This is a genomic window from Streptomyces krungchingensis (assembly GCF_054729265.1).
On sequence record NZ_JBPUKY010000001.1, the window covers coordinates 5,833,413 to 5,850,951 of the forward strand.

Annotated in this window: 9 protein-coding genes and 1 tRNA gene; 8 read left to right on the plus strand and 2 right to left on the minus strand. The window is 73.0% G+C overall.

Going from position 1 to position 17,539, the window contains the following annotated elements; genetic code table 11:
- Positions 1–107 precede the first annotated feature (107 nt).
- The 5 genes from topA to ACSYGO_RS25720 all read left to right on the plus strand — a co-directional run bounded on the left by topA (position 108) and on the right by ACSYGO_RS25720 (position 9,888).
- Positions 108–2,921 carry a type I DNA topoisomerase gene (gene topA / locus ACSYGO_RS25700; RefSeq protein WP_432175033.1) on the plus strand — a complete coding sequence of 938 codons (2,814 nt, stop codon included), beginning with the start codon at positions 108–110 and terminating at the stop codon, positions 2,919–2,921.
- Between the two features lie 114 nt (positions 2,922–3,035).
- Positions 3,036–6,353 carry a dTMP kinase gene (tmk, locus tag ACSYGO_RS25705; protein ID WP_460387766.1) on the plus strand — a complete coding sequence of 1,106 codons (3,318 nt, stop codon included), beginning with the start codon at positions 3,036–3,038 and terminating at the stop codon, positions 6,351–6,353.
- 441 nt (positions 6,354–6,794) lie between these two features.
- Positions 6,795–8,000, plus strand: coding sequence for a DNA polymerase III subunit delta' (locus ACSYGO_RS25710; protein ID WP_460387768.1), 1,206 nt, complete (start codon positions 6,795–6,797; stop codon positions 7,998–8,000).
- A gap of 120 nt (positions 8,001–8,120) precedes the next feature.
- Positions 8,121–9,704: an alpha/beta hydrolase gene (locus ACSYGO_RS25715; protein WP_432175036.1), complete on the plus strand. Its 1,584-nt coding sequence runs from the start codon at positions 8,121–8,123 to the stop codon at positions 9,702–9,704.
- A gap of 107 nt (positions 9,705–9,811) precedes the next feature.
- Positions 9,812–9,888: transfer RNA gene (locus tag ACSYGO_RS25720), tRNA-Thr, on the plus strand.
- A 71-nt stretch (positions 9,889–9,959) separates the two neighbouring features.
- Here ACSYGO_RS25720 and ACSYGO_RS25725 read toward each other — a convergent pair.
- Together ACSYGO_RS25725 and ACSYGO_RS25730 are read right to left on the minus strand one after the other, a co-directional pair.
- Positions 9,960–10,658 (minus strand): SDR family oxidoreductase, encoded by a 699-nt coding sequence (locus ACSYGO_RS25725; protein ID WP_426681875.1) that lies wholly within the window; start codon positions 10,656–10,658, stop codon positions 9,960–9,962.
- Positions 10,659–10,776: 118 nt separating this feature from the next.
- Positions 10,777–12,339, minus strand: coding sequence for an APC family permease (locus tag ACSYGO_RS25730; RefSeq protein WP_460387770.1), 1,563 nt, complete (start codon positions 12,337–12,339; stop codon positions 10,777–10,779).
- Between the two features lie 292 nt (positions 12,340–12,631).
- Here ACSYGO_RS25730 and ACSYGO_RS25735 point away from each other — a divergent pair, with 292 nt between their 5' ends.
- The 3 genes from ACSYGO_RS25735 to ACSYGO_RS25745 all read left to right on the plus strand — a co-directional run bounded on the left by ACSYGO_RS25735 (position 12,632) and on the right by ACSYGO_RS25745 (position 17,533).
- Positions 12,632–12,928 carry a hypothetical protein gene (locus ACSYGO_RS25735; protein WP_143658478.1) on the plus strand — a complete coding sequence of 99 codons (297 nt, stop codon included), beginning with the start codon at positions 12,632–12,634 and terminating at the stop codon, positions 12,926–12,928.
- Between the two features lie 138 nt (positions 12,929–13,066).
- Positions 13,067–13,972, plus strand: coding sequence for a glycosyltransferase family 2 protein (locus tag ACSYGO_RS25740; protein WP_426681877.1), 906 nt, complete (start codon positions 13,067–13,069; stop codon positions 13,970–13,972).
- 522 nt (positions 13,973–14,494) lie between these two features.
- Positions 14,495–17,533 carry an AfsR/SARP family transcriptional regulator gene (locus ACSYGO_RS25745; RefSeq protein WP_432190154.1) on the plus strand — a complete coding sequence of 1,013 codons (3,039 nt, stop codon included), beginning with the start codon at positions 14,495–14,497 and terminating at the stop codon, positions 17,531–17,533.
- The last annotated feature ends 6 nt before the right edge of the window (positions 17,534–17,539 follow it).

Below are 17,539 nucleotides of genomic sequence, written 5' to 3' on the forward strand. Positions count from 1 at the left end.
CACGGGGGCGGGATGTACCGTCACACTCCGCAGCGTCAGCACGACCCGACCCCCTGGGGAACGAGAACCCGGGGAGCCCCCCGCGTCGACCGGAGAGAAGAGCGAAGTTGTCCCCGACCAGCGACACCGCAAATGGCGGCCGCCGACTCGTCATCGTCGAGTCGCCTGCCAAGGCGAAGACGATCAAGGGCTACCTCGGCCCCGGCTATGTCGTCGAAGCGAGCGTCGGGCACATCCGTGACCTTCCCAACGGCGCCGCGGAGGTGCCCGAGAAGTACACCGGCGAGGTGCGCCGCCTCGGCGTCGACGTCGAGCACGACTTCCAGCCGATCTACGTGGTCAACGCTGACAAGAAGGCCCAGGTCAAGAAGCTCAAGGACCTGCTGAAGGACTCCGACGAACTCTTCCTCGCCACCGATGAGGACCGCGAGGGCGAAGCCATCGCGTGGCACCTCCTCGAGGTGCTGAAGCCCAAGGTCCCGGTCAAGCGCATGGTGTTCCACGAGATCACCAAGGAAGCGATCCGCGAGGCCGTCGCCAACCCGCGCGACCTGAACAAGCGCATGGTCGACGCCCAGGAGACCCGCCGCATCCTCGACCGCCTCTACGGCTACGAGGTCTCGCCGGTCCTGTGGAAGAAGGTCATGCCGCGGCTGTCGGCGGGCCGCGTCCAGTCCGTGGCGACCCGGCTCGTCGTCGAGCGGGAGCGCGAGCGCATCGCCTTCCGCTCCGCCGAGTACTGGGACCTGACCGGCACCTTCGGCACCGGCCGGGCCGGCGACCCGAGCGACCCGTCCACCCTCGTCGCCCGTCTCGCGACCGTCGACGGCAAGCGCGTCGCCCAGGGCCGCGACTTCGACTCGCTGGGGCAGCTCAAGAGCGCGAACACGCTTCACCTCGACGAGGCGAACGCCCGCGCGCTCGCCGCCGCCCTGGAGAACACCGACTTCTCGGTGCGCTCGGTCGAGTCCAAGCCGTACCGCCGCTCGCCGTACGCGCCGTTCCGTACGACGACGCTCCAGCAGGAGGCCTCGCGCAAGCTCGGCTTCGGGGCCAAGGCCACCATGCAGGTGGCGCAGAAGCTGTACGAGAACGGCTTCATCACCTACATGCGTACGGACTCCACGACCCTGTCCGACACGGCGGTCACAGCCGCCCGTGCGCAGGTCACGCAGCTGTACGGCGCCGACTACCTGCCGGCGCAGCCGCGTGTGTACGCCGGGAAGGTCAAGAACGCGCAGGAGGCGCACGAGGCGATCCGCCCCTCGGGCGATCGTTTCCGCACGCCCGCCGAGACGGGGCTGACCGGCGACCAGTTCAAGCTGTACGAACTGATCTGGAAGCGCACCGTCGCCTCCCAGATGAAGGACGCCACCGGGAACAGCGTGACGGTGAAGATCGGCGGCAGGGCCGCCGACGGCCGCGACGCCGAGTTCAGCGCGTCCGGCAAGACGATCACCTTCCACGGCTTCCTGAAGGCGTACGTCGAGGGCGCGGACGACCCGAACGCCGAGCTGGACGACCGCGAGCGCCGGCTGCCGCAGGTCAACCAGGGCGACCCGCTCTCCGCCGAGGAGATCACGGTCGACGGGCACGCCACCAAGCCCCCGGCCCGCTACACCGAGGCCAGCCTGGTCAAGGAGCTCGAAGAGCGCGAGATCGGCCGCCCGTCGACGTACGCGTCGATCATCGGCACCATCCTCGACCGCGGCTACGTCTTCAAGAAGGGCACGGCCCTGGTGCCGTCCTTCCTCTCCTTCGCCGTGGTCAACCTCCTGGAGAAGCACTTCGGGCGGCTCGTCGACTACGACTTCACCGCCAAGATGGAGGACGACCTCGACCGCATCGCGCGCGGCGAGGCCCAGGCCGTGCCGTGGCTGAAGCGCTTCTACTTCGGCGAGGGCGACGCCACCGGCGCCGCCGAGGCCGGGAACGGCGACGGCGACCACCTCGGCGGCCTCAAGGAACTCGTCACCGACCTGGGCGCCATCGACGCCCGCGAGGTGTCGTCCTTCCCGGTCGGCAACGACATCGTGCTGCGCGTCGGCCGCTACGGCCCGTACATCGAGCGCGGTGAGAAGGACGCCGAGAACCACCAGCGCGCCGACATCCCCGAGGACCTCGCCCCGGACGAGCTCTCCGTCGAGCTCGCGGAGGAACTGCTCGCCAAGCCGAGCGGCGACTTCGAGCTGGGCGCCGACCCGGTCAGCGGCCACCAGATCGTCGCCAAGGACGGCCGGTACGGCCCGTACGTCACCGAGGTGCTCCCCGAGGGCACCCCGAAGACCGGCAAGAACGCCGTCAAGCCGCGTACGGCGTCGCTGTTCAAGTCGATGTCCCTCGACACGGTGACGCTGGAGGACGCCCTCCGGCTGATGTCCCTGCCGCGCGTCGTCGGCGCGGACGCCGAGGGCGTGGAGATCACCGCGCAGAACGGCCGCTACGGCCCGTACCTGAAGAAGGGCACGGACTCGCGCTCCCTCCAGTCCGAGGACCAGCTCTTCACGATCACGCTCGAAGAGGCGCTGGAGATCTACTCCCAGCCCAAGCAGCGTGGCCGCGCGGCCGCCAAGCCGCCGCTGAAGGAGCTCGGCGAGGACCCGGTCAGCGGGAAGCCCGTCGTCGTCAAGGACGGCCGCTTCGGCCCTTACGTCACCGACGGCGAGACCAACGCGACCCTGCGCTCGGGCGACAGCGTCGAGGACATCACCCCGGAGCGCGGCTACGAGCTGCTCGCCGAGAAGCGCGCCAAGGGCCCGGCCAAGAAGACCGCGAAGAAGACGGCCGCGAAGAAGGCGCCCGCCAAGAAGGCCCCCGCCAAGAAGACGGCGGCCAAGAAGACGACGGCTTCGAAGACGGCCGCCAAGAAGGCCCCGGCCAAGAAGACCGCCGCGAAGAAGACGGCGGCCTCCGAAGGCTGAGACCCGGGGGCTCGCGCCCCGGACACGCGTACGCCCCTACACCATGCGGTGTGGGGGCGGCCGTATGTTCGGGCACCCCTTCGGGGAGTCGGTGGGTCCGGATAGGCTTGCAGGATGACGCGAGCCGAGCAGCCAACGGCCCACCATCCCGCCCCCGACGACGCCCTGGTCGCGGACTCCCGCGAGCGCGCCGTCCGCGCGTTGCTGCGCCAGCCGCAGCTGAAGCGACTGTGGAGCGCGCACCTGGTGGGAGGTGTCGCGGACGCGCTGGCCCTGCTGGTGCTCGTCGTCCTGGTCCTCCAGGCGGCGATCAGCGAGGGCTCGTTCGGCGGTGGTTATCGCGGTGCCGCCCTCGCCGTGGCGGCCGTCTTCGGCGCCCGCATCCTCGCCACGCTGCTCTTCGGAGCCGTGCTCCTCGGGCCGCTCACCTCGCTGACCTCGCCGGACGGTCCGCTCGACCGGCGCTGGACCATGGTCGGCGCCGACGCGCTGCGGGCCGTGCTGCTCATCATCGCGCCGCTGTGGATCGACTGGACCCCGAAGGACGCGCTCGCCGTCCTCCTCGTCACCGCGTTCGTGACCGGAACCGCCGAGCGGTTCTGGACGGTGTGCCGGGAGAGTGCGGCCCCCGCCCTGCTGCCCGCGCCGCCGCTGGAGGGCGCCTCGGTGCGCCCGCTGCCCGACCACATGGACGCGCTGCGGCGCCTGTCGCTGCGTACGGCGTTCCTGTCGGTGCCGCTCGCCGCCGCCACGCTCGTCGTCGCGTCGCTGGTCAACAACCTGCTGGGCGCCGGGATCGTCTGGTTCGACCAGCACCAGGCGGCGCTCGCCTCGTACGTCGCGGCCGGACTGTTCGCCGCCTCGCTGTCGGTGCTCACCTTCCTCGAACTGCCTGACGCACGCACCCCGCGCGCGCGGTCACCCCTCGAAGGACTGCGCCGCCCGAAGACCGGCACCGGCGTCGACAAGGGCCGCACCGGGGCGATCCCGCTGCTCGTGATCGCCTGCGCCGCGGTCGCCGGGGCGATCTCCGCCGCCGTCGCCGTCTGCGTGCTGCACGCCAAGGACCTGGGCGGCGGCCCGGTGATGTACGGGCTGCTCGTACTGGCCCTCACCGGAGGCGTCGTCGTCGGCATCCGTACGGCGCCGTCCGTGCTGCCGTCGCTGTCCCGGCGCAGGCTGCTCGCGCTGGCCATCGCCTGCACCGGCGTCGCGCTGCTCGCCGCGGGCCTCGTCCCCGACGTCACCACCGTGCTGCTGATCCTCGCCCTCGCGGGCATCGGCGCCGGCATCGCCGCGAACACCGGGCACACCCTCCTCGACCAGGAGACCGAGGAGTACCGGCGCCCCCGCACCACCGAGCACCTGCACGCCGTCGTACGGGTCTTCGTGGCGCTCGGCGCGCTGATGGCGCCCCTGGTGGCCGCCGGGATCGGCCCGCACCGCCTGGAGAACGGCAAGTTCGTGTTCGCGCACGGCGGCGCCGCCTTCACGCTGATGCTCGTCGGCGCCCTGCTGCTGCCCGTCGCCGTGGTGGTGCTCGCCAAGGTCGACGACCGCTCCGGAGTGCCGCTGCGGCACGACCTGCGCGACGCGCTGCGCGGCGGCGACGACCCGGCACAGACGCCCGCCACGAGCGGCTTCTTCATCGCCCTGGAGGGCGGCGACGGAGCCGGCAAGTCCACCCAGGCGGAAGCCCTCGCCGAGTGGATCAGGTCCAAGGGCCACGAGGTCGTGGTCACCCGGGAGCCGGGCGCCACCCCGGTCGGCAAGCGGCTGCGGTCCATCCTGCTGGACGTCTCGTCGGCGGGCCTCTCGCACCGCGCCGAGGCCCTGCTGTACGCCGCCGACCGCGCGGAGCACGTCGACACCGTCGTGCGGCCGGCCCTGGCGCGCGGTGCCGTCGTCATCTCCGACCGGTACATCGACTCCTCGGTCGCCTACCAGGGCGCCGGCCGCGATCTGTCGCCGACGGAGGTCGCCCGCATCAACCGGTGGGCGACGAACGGACTCGTTCCGCATCTGACCGTCCTGCTGGACGTGTCGCCCGAGGCGGCCCGCGAGCGGTTCACCGAGGCGCCGGACCGGCTGGAGTCGGAGCCCGTCGAGTTCCACACGCGCGTGCGGTCCGGCTTCCTGACCCTCGCCGCCGCCGACCCGGGGCGCTACCTGGTCGTCGACGCCTCACAGGAGCCCGAGGCCGTCACCACCGTCGTCCGGCACCGGCTCGACATCATGCTGCCGCTGTCCGAGGCCGAGGTGAAGGCGCAGGAGGAGGCCCGCAAGGCGGCCGAGGAGGAAGCCCGGCGCAAGGCCGAGGAAGAGGCCGCCCGCAAGGCCGAGGAGGAGCGGCTGGAGCGCGAGCGCCAGGAGCAGCTCGCCAAGCTCCGGGCCGAGGAGGAGGAGCGCAAGCTGCGCGAGCTGGAGGAGGCGCAGCGACGCGAGGCCGAGCGCCAGGCCGAGGAGGCCCGGCAGCGCGCCGAGGACGCGCGCCGTCGCGCCGAGGAGGAGCGGGCACGGCAGCTAGCCGAGGAGCAGGCCCGCGCCGCCGAGGAGGAGCGGCTGCGCAGGCAGGCCGAGGAAGAGACCCGGCTGAGGGCCGAGGCGGAGGCACGCCGGCTGGAGAAGCAGCGGAAGGCCGAGGAGGCCTTGCTGCGGGCCGAGGATGCCCGGCGGGCGGCGACGCAGGCCGCGGCCGCCTCGACGGCGGCGGCCGCTTCCGCGGAGGCGGCGGCCTCGTCCGTGGCTCCGACCGTCTCTCCCTCCGCCGCCCCGGAGACGTCGACGTCGGCCGCGTCGTCGGGCAGGCGCCCGGGGGCCGCTTCCGACAACGAGACGACGGTGCCCACCCCGGTGGTGACCCCGCCGAACGCGTCGGACGGACCGCGGGACGACGAGACCACGGTGCTGGCGCCGGTGCGGGACGAGGAGGACCGGTCCGCCGGTTCGCGCGCCGAGTCCGGCTCCCGTCGGCGGGCCGGTTCCCGCTCGGACAACGAGGAGACGGCCAAGCTGCCGAAGCCGCCGGTCCCGCAGGGCGCCGCCGACGAGACGGCCGTACTGCCCCCGGTCACTCCCGGAGCGGCCGATGAGACCGCGGTGATTCCGCAGGTGGCCCCGGGTGCCGCCGACGAGACGGCGGTCCTGCCTCCCGTACGGGAGGGGCGCGCCGGTACGCGGGCGGGGGACTCGACGGACCGGGTGCCGCCGGGATTCTTCCGGGACGAGCGGCCGGCCCCGCGGGCGGCGGGCGCCGACGACCGTACGCGTGAGCTGCCCCAGGTCGACGAGGAGGGTGCCGCGCGCCGGCGGCCCCGCTCCGACTGGGCCGAGGAGACGCCGCTCGACGACCTTCCGACCCTGGCGGACGAGCTGCTCGGCCCGCGCGAGGACGAGGACCGGGACGAAGGGCGGGGCGGCCGCCGCCGCTGACGGTCGGCGTCCGGCACCGGCCGGCGTCCGCCGCGGGGCGGGCGGGGGAGCCCCCCGACCCGTGCTGGGCCGATGACCGGTGGTGGTGCGAGTGCCGGTCGGTGTGACGCCCGCCGAGGTCGGCGTGACGTGCGGTCGGTGGGCGTGAGGCCCCGGCGGCGCCCGCTCATCAGGGCCCCGCCCGGCTCCTCGGCCATATCGGCCGGATCGGTGTCGTTTGTCGTTCGGAGCGGTGTCGTTCGGAAGGGAACGGCCGCGGGCCGGGTGATGCCGGCCGGGTCGCGACGACGGCTGTGGGACGGGCGGACCGGATCCCGGCGCGGGTGAGGGCGGCAGGCGAGGCGGCAGGCCGGGACGATCCGCCCCGGGCGGGACCGAATGTCAGTGGCGACCCGCACAATGGACGCGGCAAGGCAAAGTGCGACGAAAGGGCGGTGCCCCATGCCGGTGTGGGACGACCTGGTGGGCCAGGAGAAGGTGAGCGAGCAGCTCGCCGCCGCCGCCCGGGACGCCGACGCCCTCGTCACGGCGGCCGGCACGGACGCTCCGCCTCCCGCGGCGTCCAAGATGACGCACGCGTGGCTGTTCACGGGCCCGCCCGGCTCGGGCCGTTCCACGGCGGCCCGGGCGTTCGCGGCGGCGCTCCAGTGCGTGAGCCCCGACCGCGCGCTCGGCGGAGTCCCCGGCTGCGGCTTCTGCGACGGCTGCCACACGAGCCTGGTGGGGACCCACGCCGACGTGGAGATCGTCCGTACCGACCTCCTCTCCATCGGCGTGAAGGAGACCCGTGACCTGGTCCGCCGCGCCCAGATGTCGCCCGCAGGGGGGCGCTGGCAGGTCATCGTCCTGGAGGACGCCGACCGCCTCACGGAAGGCGCCGGCAATGTCCTGCTGAAGGCGGTCGAGGAGCCCGCTCCCCGCACGGTCTGGCTCCTGTGCGCCCCGTCCGTCGAGGACGTCCTGCCCACCATCCGCTCCCGCTGCCGCCTCCTCACCCTGCGCACCCCGCCGGTGGACGCGGTCGCCGACATCCTCGTGCGCCGTGACGGCATCGAGCCCGACGTGGCGGCCGCCGTCGCGCGCGCCACACAGGGCCACATCGGACGGGCCCGCCGTCTCGCCACCGACCCGCGCGCGCGGGAGCGACGGGCCGCCGTCCTCAAGCTCCCGCTGCGGGTCGGCGACGTCGGCGGCTGCCTCAAGGCGGCCCAGGAGCTGATCGACACGGCCTCCGAGGACGCCAAACAGCTCGCCGAGGAAGTCGACGTGAAGGAGACGGAGGAGCTGAAGGCCGCCCTCGGTGCGGCCCAGGGCGGCCGCATGCCGCGCGGCACCGCCGGCGTCATGAAGGAGCTGGAGGACCGGCAGAAGCGGCGAAGAACGCGTACGCAGCGCGACAGCCTGGACCTGGCCCTCACCGACCTGACCGGGCTCTACCGCGACGTACTGGCGCTCCAGCTCGGCTCCCGTCTGGCTCTGGCCAACACGGAGGTGGAGGACACCCTGGAGCGGCTGGCCCGCGCCGGCACCCCGGAGTCCACGCTGCGCCGCATCGACGCGATCGCCGCGTGCCGGGAGGCCCTCGACCGCAATGTGGCTCCGCTGCTCGCGGTGGAGGCGATGACCATGGCGCTGCGCGCGGGCTGAGGCCGCCCGGCGGGTGCGCCCCGGCCGTCGGAAGCGCAGGATGAGTTGACGGAGTCACTCGTACGAGGCTCGGTCGCCACTGAAGGTGATCAATCGATCGCTCAGGGTTAGGCTCGCGAGATGTACATGAGGCGCACGCATCGGTCGTCCCGGCCCCTCCTCGCGGGGGGCGCGCTGCTCGCCGCCACCGCGCTGCTCGTCTCCGGCTGCTCCTCCGGGAGCTCGTCGGCGGCGTCCACGACGAAGGTGACGGCGCTCGCCGCGTTGCCGAGTTCGACGCCGTCCGGGCTGTCGAGGTACTACGACCAGAAGCTGAGCTGGCGCAGCTGCGGTGTGCCCGGCTTCGAGTGCGCCACGATGAAGGCACCGGTGGACTACGCCAAGCCGGACGCGGGCGACGTGAGACTGGCGGTCGCCCGCAAGAAGGCCACCGGGCCGGGCGCACGGCTCGGTTCGCTTCAGGTCAACCCGGGCGGGCCGGGCGGTTCGGCCATCGACTACCTCCAGTCGTACGCCGGCATCGGTTACCCGGCGGACGTCCGCGCCCGCTACGACATGGTCGCCATGGATCCGCGCGGCGTGGCCCGCAGCGAGCCGGTCGAGTGCCTCACCGGGCCTCAGATGGACACGTTCACGCAGACGGACACCACCCCGGACGACAAGAAGGAGACCCAGCAGCTCGTCGACGCGTTCAAGAAGTTCGCCGAGGGGTGCGGGGCGCGCTCGCCGGAGCTGCTGCGGCACGTGTCGACGGTGGATGCCGCCCGTGACATGGACATCCTGCGCGCGGTCCTGGGCGACAAGAAGCTGAACTACGTGGGCGCGTCGTACGGGACGTTCCTCGGTGCGACGTACGCGGGCCTCTACCCGGACCGGGTGGGGCGGATGGTGCTGGACGGCGCGATGGACCCGTCGATCGACGCCCGCCGGCTGAACGAGGACCAGACGGCCGGGTTCGAGACGGCGTTCCGGTCGTTCGCGAAGGACTGCTCCCAGCAGAGCGACTGCCCGCTGGGCGACGCGGGCACGAGCCCCGAGCAGATGGCCAAGAACCTGAAGGCGTTCTTCCAGGAGCTCGACAAGAAGCCCATCCCGACGGGCGATCCGGACGGCCGCAAGCTCGGCGAGGCGCTCGCGACGACCGGGGTGATCGCGGCGATGTACGACGAGGCGGCTTGGCAACAGCTGCGCGAGGCGCTCGACTCGGCGATGAAGGACGACGACGGCGCGGGCCTGCTGGCCCTGGCCGACAGCTACTACGAGCGCGACGCGAACGGCAAGTACGCGAACCTGATGTTCGCCAACGCCGCCGTGAACTGCCTCGACCTCCCGCCCGCCTTCGAAGGCCCCGACCAGGTGGAGAAGGCCCTGCCCGCGTTCGAGAAGGCGTCCTCCGTGTTCGGCGAGGGGCTGGCCTGGGCGGCACTGAACTGCGGGTACTGGCCGGTGCGGGCCACCGGTGAGCCGCACCGCATCGAGGCGAAGGGCGCGCCCCCGATCCTGGTGGTCGGCACGACCCGGGACCCGGCGACGCCGTACCGCTGGGCCCAGTCCCTCGCCTCCCAGCTCTCCTCCGGGACCCTCCTCACGTACGTCGGCGACGGCCACACCGCGTACGGCCGCGGCAGCCAGTGCATCGACTCCGCGATCAACCGCTATCTGCTCGAAGGCACCCCTCCGGCCGACGGAAAACGCTGCTCGTAGCACTGCCGGACGCCCCCGTCGACCGCGCGCGGGGGCGTGTGCGGAGCACCCCCGGAAACTGTGTAGACTTACCGACGTTGCTGATCGCACCATAGTGCGGACAGCGCGCCGCCTTAGCTCAGATGGCCAGAGCAACGCACTCGTAATGCGTAGGTCTCGGGTTCGAATCCCGAAGGCGGCTCCATCGAAGCCCGGCTCGGACAGTGTCCGAGCCGGGCTTCTTCGTGCGGGGACGCGACCGTGGCGGACGGGGCGTCAGCGGTTGGCGTACAGGGTGTCCAGCTCGCCGGAGAGCGCGGCGCGCACCTGGCGGGTGGCCTCGTCGACCAGCACTTCGGGTTCGTCGGCGAGCAGTGCGGCCATCGTCTGCTCGGCCACGTCGCTCGCACGGATCTTCGGGGCGTCGATGGAGGACGCCAAGTCGGTGTCCACATAGCCGGCGTGCACGCCGATCACGAGCGTGCCCTGCTCGCGCAGTGCCAGGCGGAAGGCGTTCGTCAGCGACCACTGGGCGGACTTGGAGGCCGCGTAACTCGGCAGCCGTCTGTTGGCCACCCACGACGCGACGGAGAGCATGTTGACGAGTGCCCCTCCGCCGTGGGCGGCCAGAACGGGCGCGAAGGCCCGGGAGACGGCCCAGGTGCCCAGGTAGTTGACCTCCATCTCGCGCCGGGCCCCGTCGAGCGAGCCCTCGAGGAGGGACGGGCCGGCGGCGATCCCGGCGTTGTTGATGACGATGCTGACGTCGTCGGCCTCACGTGCGGCAGCGGCGACCTGCTCCTCGTCGGTGACGTCCAGCCGCAGCGGGGTGAGCGCGGGGTCCTGGACGGTCTCCGGATCGCGGACTCCGGCGTACACCTTGGCGGCGCCGTGTGCGAGGAGCGCCCGCGCGAAGGCGGACCCGATGCCGCGGTTGGCCCCGGTGACAAGTGCTGCCGAACCCTTGATCTCCATGATCACCCTCCCTGCGCGGGTGGAGGACTCCGTCCTTACGACGCTAGACCCGGGACGGCGGCGGCTCCACTCGCGGGCCGGCCGTGCCCGTGCCGTCCGGTGCGGGCGGGCCCGCGGCTCAGCCCGATGTGTCCGGGTCGGCGGCGGAGACCGGGAGGGTCTCCCCACGGAAGAAGCCGGGGCGGATCCTTCGGTACACGAGCATCAGGAGGGCGCCGAGCAGGAGCGCGCCGATGCCGGTGACGAAGACCCCGCCGAGCCGCCAGTGCGGCGGGAACGGGAGGGTCCAGGAGGTGCTGCCGTAGTCGGCCGCGGAGTACACCACGCAGGCGTCGACGAAGAAGTAGAACAGCAGGACGCCGCCCAGTCCGGGCATGATCCCCTTCGTCCACAGGTCACGCGGGCTGCGGCGGAGGACCCTGCGGTGGTACCAGACGCAGGCGAATCCGGTGAGCCCGTAGTAGAAGGCGATCATCAGGCCGACCGAGCCGATGGAGTCGGCGAGGACGTTCTTGCTCACCCGGGTCAGCAGCACGTAGAAGGCGATGGAGGCCAGGCCCATGCCGATCGTGGACCAGGTCGGGGTGAGGAAGCGCGGGTGGATGCGCGCGAAGCGGTCCGGGACGGCCTGGTGCACGGCCATGGAGAGCGTGGTGCGCGCAGTCGGCAGGATCGTGGTCTGGGTGGAGGCCGCGGCCGAGGTCAGCACCATGAGGATCAGCAGCCTGGTGGCGATCCCGCCCCAGGCGCCGGAGCCGAAGACCTCGGCGCCCAGGCTGGACAGGACGTCATCGGCGTGCGCGGGGTTGGCCAGGCCGATGCCCGTGTCGCCGGTCCCGGCGAAGGCCAGCGCGAACGTCGTGACCATGAGGTAGACCAGCAGCAGGATGACGGTGGAGATGACGGCGGCCCGGCCCGGGGTGCGGTCGCGGTCGACGGTCTCCTCGTTGACGGACACGGCGGTGTCCCAGCCCCAGTAGATGAAGACGCCGGCGAGCACGCTGGTGGTCAGGGCGTCGACCGACTCGATCCGCGCGGGGTCGAACCACGACCAGGAGACCTCCGACGAGACGCTCGGCGCGGTGCCCCCGTACACCTTGACCAGGGCGGTGACGGCGAGCAGCAGGAGCACCACGACCTCGACCGTCAGGAGCAGTTTCTGGAAGTTGGCCGAGACCTCGATGCCGATGTAGCAGATCAGTGTCATCACGGCGATCCACGTGATGCCGACCACCGTGACCCAGAAGGTGTTCTCCGCCAGTCCCTGAGCCCCCACCAGCTGGAAGCCGTACGATCCGGCGATCTGCGCCAGATTGGCCATCACGATGATGTCGGCCGCGACGATGCCCCAGCCGCCGAGCCAGCCGGTACGGGGGCCGAAGGCCCGGGAGGCCCAGGCGAACGCGGTGCCGCAGTCGGGGTGCGCCCGGTTGAGCTCCTTGTAGCCGTAGGCGATCAGGAACATCGGGACGAACGCGAGGACGATCACGATCGGCGACTGGTAGCCGACGACGGTGACGATGACGCCGAGGGTGGCCGCCAGGCTGTAGGCGGGGGCGGTCGAGGCCAGGCCGATCACCGTGCTGGAGAAGAGACCCAGTGCGCCGCCCTTGAGGCCCTTGTCCTTCACTTCCGGCCCGGGCGCGGGAGGCGCCACCGGCGGGACGGGAGGCAGGTTCATGGCGCCCTCCGGGGACTCGCCGGGCTCTCCCGTCCGGGGAAGGGCACCGGGCCGCTGTTCTGGTCTCAGCATGAACCCGCTGGTCACGGAGCGAAAGGCGAGCGATAGGCGAGCGAAAGGAGAGCGAAAGGCGCGCGCCGGCAGGGTGCCGGGGGCGCCGGGTGGGCGTCGGGCGTCCGTGGTCGGCGTGTGTGACGACGAACACACACGCTCGCGCCGTCACACTTCCGTCCTCGTGCGCGTCAGGGAGATGGCGCCACAAACGGTGGCCCGGTGAGAGGGAGATGACGAGATGACGGTTGTGATGGTGCGGTCCACGGTGAAGCCCGAGTTCGTGGACGCGCTGGAAGAGGCACGGCGGAAGATGTTCACCGCGATCGAGCGGGAGCGGCCCGAGGGCGTGCGCTACACCTCGTTCCGGCTGCCGGACGGGGTCACCTATGTCGCGCAGCTGGAGCTCGCCGACGGCGTCGACAACCCGCTGCCCGCGATCGCGGAGTTCCGCGAGTTCCAGGCGGGGCTGAACGACTGGCTGGCCGGTCCGCCGGTCGTGGAGCAGCTGGAGGTCAGGGGCGCGTACGCGGGCTGACCGATTCGTCCGTGCGGGGGCGGACGGCGGCAGGTGCGCGGGCGTGCGTCCGGACGTACTCCGGGGCGTACGTGAGGGGTAATTCCGGTGAACGGCTAGCATCGCGGCACAGTTGTCGGCCGGGATGGGGTGGATGTCGTGTCACAGGCAGAGGAGGGGCCACGGATCGCCGTTGCCGTGGTGACCATGGGGAATCGGCCCGCCGAGGTCGACGCGCTGCTCACCTCCGTGGCCAAGCAGGACGTCGCGCCCGCCCGCATCGTGATCATCGGCAACGGCTGTCCGCTGCCCGAGTTCGCCGAGCGCCTCGGCCTGCCCGGTGAGGTGACGGCCATCGAGGTCGACGAGAACCTCGGGTGCCCCGGGGGCCGCAACGTCGGGCTCCGGCGGCTGGCGGAGTTCGGCGACGTCGACGTCGTCGTGGAGCTCGACGACGACGGGCTGCTGGTCGACGGGGACGTGCTGCGCCGTGTCCGGGACCTGTACGCCGGCGACCCGCGGCTCGGCATCGTCGGATTCCGCATCGCCGACGAGAACGGGGAGACGCAGCGCAGGCACGTGCCCCGCGTCGGTGCCAAGGACCCGATGCGGGGCGGCCCCGTGACCGGGTTCCTCGGCGGCGGGCATGCCCTGTCCCTGCCGATGCTCGCCGAGATCGGCGACTGGCCCGCCGAGTTCTTCTTCGCGCACGAGGAGACCGACATGGCCTGGCGTGCCATCGACGCCGGGTGGACCGTTCTCTACGAGCCCGCGCTGCTGCTCCAGCACCCCAAGACCTCGCCCGCACGGCACGCCATCTACTACCGGGTGACCGCGCGCAACCGCGTGTGGCTCACCCGGCGCCGGCTTCCCCTGCCGCTGATCCCCGTGCACCTGGGGATCTGGGTGCTGCTCACTCTCGCGCGGACCCGGTCCGTCGGCGGGCTGCGTGCCTGGTTCGGCGGGTTCGCGGAGGGGGTGCGGCAGCCCGGCGGGGAACGGCGGCCGATGCGGTGGCGGACGGTGTGGCGGCTCACCCGGCTCGGCCGGCCGCCGGTGATCTGACACCGGGGTCCTCCGGGGGCGTATGCCGCGCCTGACGTTCTCGGTACGACGTCACGCTCGTGGCCTGCGCGACGTCGGCGACGGGGGTCCGTACGACGTCGGCGACGGGAGTCCGTGCGACGTCCCTGACGCGCTCCCCGTACGACGTTCCTGAGGTGTCCCGCACGGTGGCGCCGTCGCGTCCCGCGCAGCGGCGCTGTCGTGTGCGTCACGTCGTGCGGGAGGGGAGGGGCGGGAGACAGACGGAGGCCCCGGTCGTTCACCTCCGCCGACCGGGGCCTCGCGCGTCCCCGGATCCGGCCACGGCGGCGACACTCCCCCGAGTTACGCGTCATACGCGCGCACCGTCGGGCCAGATCCGATGTTGTGATCACATCAGGCCACGCCAACGGATCGCTAACATGAGGCCAACGGTTCCACGGGGAGCCATGAGTTCGGTCGGCGGGAAGTCGCCGTAGGAAGGCGCGAAGTCGCCCCGGGGCGCGGCCGGAGAGGCCGGGCGGGAAGGCAGTGGGCGGCGTGATCCGGAACGGGCTGCGGTTCGGGCTGCTGGGGCCGCCGGTCCTCTACGGCGCCGACGGCGAGGTCCGGTCGGTGGGCAGCGGCAAGACGCGCGCGCTGCTCGTCGCGCTGCTCCTGGAGCCCGGCCGGGTCGTCTCCGTCGACACACTCAAGGACGCGCTGTGGGGCGGAGCGCCGCCCGCTTCCGCGCAGGCCTCGCTCCACAACCATGTGACCCGGCTGCGGCGTCTGCTCGACAACCCCGAGCGTCTGCGCGCGGTCGCGCCCGGCTACGTCCTGCGGGTCGGCGAGGGCGAGTTGGACGTCCGCGTCTTCGAGCACCACACCGCGGCCGCACGGGCCGCGCACGCCGAGCGCGACTGGGGGCGGGCGCTGGGCGAGTCCACGGCGGCGCTGGCACTGTGGCGCGGCGCCCCGCTCAGCGGTCTGCCGCCCGAGACCGGCGGGCACGCGTTCGGCCAGCGCCTAGAGGAGACCCGGCTGCTGGTCCTGGAGTGGCGGTACGAGGCCGAGCTGCACCTCGCGCCGACGCCGGACCGACTCGACCGGCTGGCACCCGAGTTGGCCGCGCTCACCACCGGGCACCCGCTGCGTGAGTCCTTCCACCGGCTGCTGATGCTCGTGCTGCACCGGACCGGCCGGCAGGCCGAGGCGCTCGCCGTCCACCGGGACCTCAGGGCCCGGCTGGTCGAGGAACTCGGCGTCGAGCCGGGTCCCGCCGTGCGCGGGGCGCATCTGGAGATCCTCCGGGGCCAGGGGGTGGGGACCGCGCCGGGGACCGCCGAGGACCAGCCGCCGGCCGTCCTCACGCCGCCGCAACCGGCCCAACTGCCGCCGCCGCCAGCCCACTTCACCGGCCGGGAGGACACCCGGGAGGCGGTGCGGCTGACCCTGGACCCGGAACGGCGGACCGCGGGAGGCGACGGCGCCGTCCCCGACGGTCGGCCCGCGGTCGCGTCGGACGGAATGCCCGCCGTCGCGGTGATCAGCGGCATGGCGGGCGTCGGCAAGAGCGCGCTCGCGCTGCATGTGGCACACGGGCTGAGGGAACGTTTCCCTGACGGTCAGCTGTACGTGAATCTGCACGGCGCCACCCCCGGCATGACCCCGCTCACCCCGGGTCAGGCGCTGGCCGCGCTGCTCCGCGACGTCGGGGCCGAACCGCGCCACCTCCCCGAACACCCGGACGCGGCAGCGGCGTTGCTCCGCTCGGCGCTGGCGCCCACGCGCACCCTCATGGTCCTCGACGACGCCGCGAACGCCGCCCAGGTGCGGCCGCTGCTTCCGGCCGGCGCGGGCTGCGCGGTGATCGTGACGAGCCGTTCACCGCTCACCGCCCTGGACGGCGCACACCGCTTCCCGCTCGCGCCGCTGTCCGACGAGGACAGCGCGGCGCTGCTCCGCGCGGTCTCCGGCCGCCGGGACGGGCTGAGCGGGGCACACCCTCTCGTCGAACTCACCGGCCGGCTGCCGCTCGCCCTCCGCGTCGTCGCCGCCCGCCTCGCCGCCCGCCGCGCCCTCACCCCGGACGCACTCGCCGGGCAACTCACCGCCACCGAGGGCCGGTTGCACCATCTGGAGTACGACGACCTGAGCGTGCGCCGCTCGCTGGCCGTCGCGCACGACGCGCTGCGCGCCTCGGAGCGCGAGGCGGACCGGGACGCGGCCCGCGCCCTGTGCCGCATCGGCGCGCTCGACCTGCCCGCCTACGGCGCACCCCTGCTCGCCCGGCTGTGCGGGATCGACGAGCGCCGTGCCGACGCGGCCCTCGACCGGCTCGTGGACGTCGCCCTCCTGGAGGAGACGGCCTACGGCCGCTACGCCCCGCACGACCTCGTACGGGACTTCGCGCGCGAGATCGCGGGCGCGACGGACCGGGCGGGGGCGCCGGACGCCGGGGAATCGTGCGCGCCGGGCCCGGACGACGTCGCGGACCGCGCGCTGCGCTGGTACGCCGCGATCGCCGCCCGCTCCCTGGAGGCGATCGTCGAACCCGGCCTCGAACGCGAGGACCGCAGCCGGCCGACCGGCTCACAGCCCGCCGGGCACGCCGAGGACGTCGCCGGCACCCCCAAGTTCCCCTCCTCCGAGGAGGCGTTCGCCTGGGGCGACCTGGAACTGCACAACGTGGTGGCGCTGGTGGTCCGTCACGCGCCGACCTCCCGGTACGTCCCGCTGCTGGTGCGCCTGATCAACCCGTACGTCCAGCGCAGCGGACGCGTGGTCGAGCTGGAGGTGCTGCAGCGCGCCGCCCTCGGGGCTGCGCGCCGGCTCGGGGACGCGGCGGCCGAGGCGTACGCGCTCGGGGACCTCGCCGGCATGCACTTCATGACGGGGCGCGCGGGCGAGGCCCTCGCCCTGAACGACCGGGCGCTCGCCATCTGGCGCCGGCTCGGCGTCCTGTCCTGGGTGCGGCGCGGCCTGAACAACCGCGGCATGCTCCTCGAAGGGCTCGGCCGGCACGCCGAGTCCAGCGAGGCACTCCTGCAGAGCCTGGAACTGTCCAGGAGACTCGGCGACCCGTACACGGAGGCCGTCACCTACAGCCACCTCGGCAACCTGTACGAGCACACGGACCCGCGGGCCGCCATCGCGCACCACAAGCGCAGCCTGGCGATCGGTGACACGATCCAGGACGTCATCCTGCGGCACTCCGCGCACTGCAACATCGGCTACGCCCACCTCACCCTCGGCGAACCGGCCGCGGCCCTGCCGCACTTCGAGGAGAGCCTGCGCATCCTCGGCGGTCACGGCGACTGGCACGGCGAGTCGCAGACCCGGCTCGGGCTGGTGCGTGCGCTGCGCGGGGTGGGCGACAGGGAGCGGGCGGCGGAGGAGTGCGACCTGCTGCTGTGCCGCGCGGACCGCCGCGCCGACCGGTACACCGGAGGGCTGGCCCGGCATCAGCGGGGGCTGCTGCTGCGGGACCGCGGTCAGGCCGAAGCGGCGTACGAGCAGTGGGAGCTGGCACTCGCGGCACTGGCGAAGACGGACAGCCCGGTGGTCGGGCAGCTCGGGGAGCTGCTGGCCGGGAGGTGACCGGGC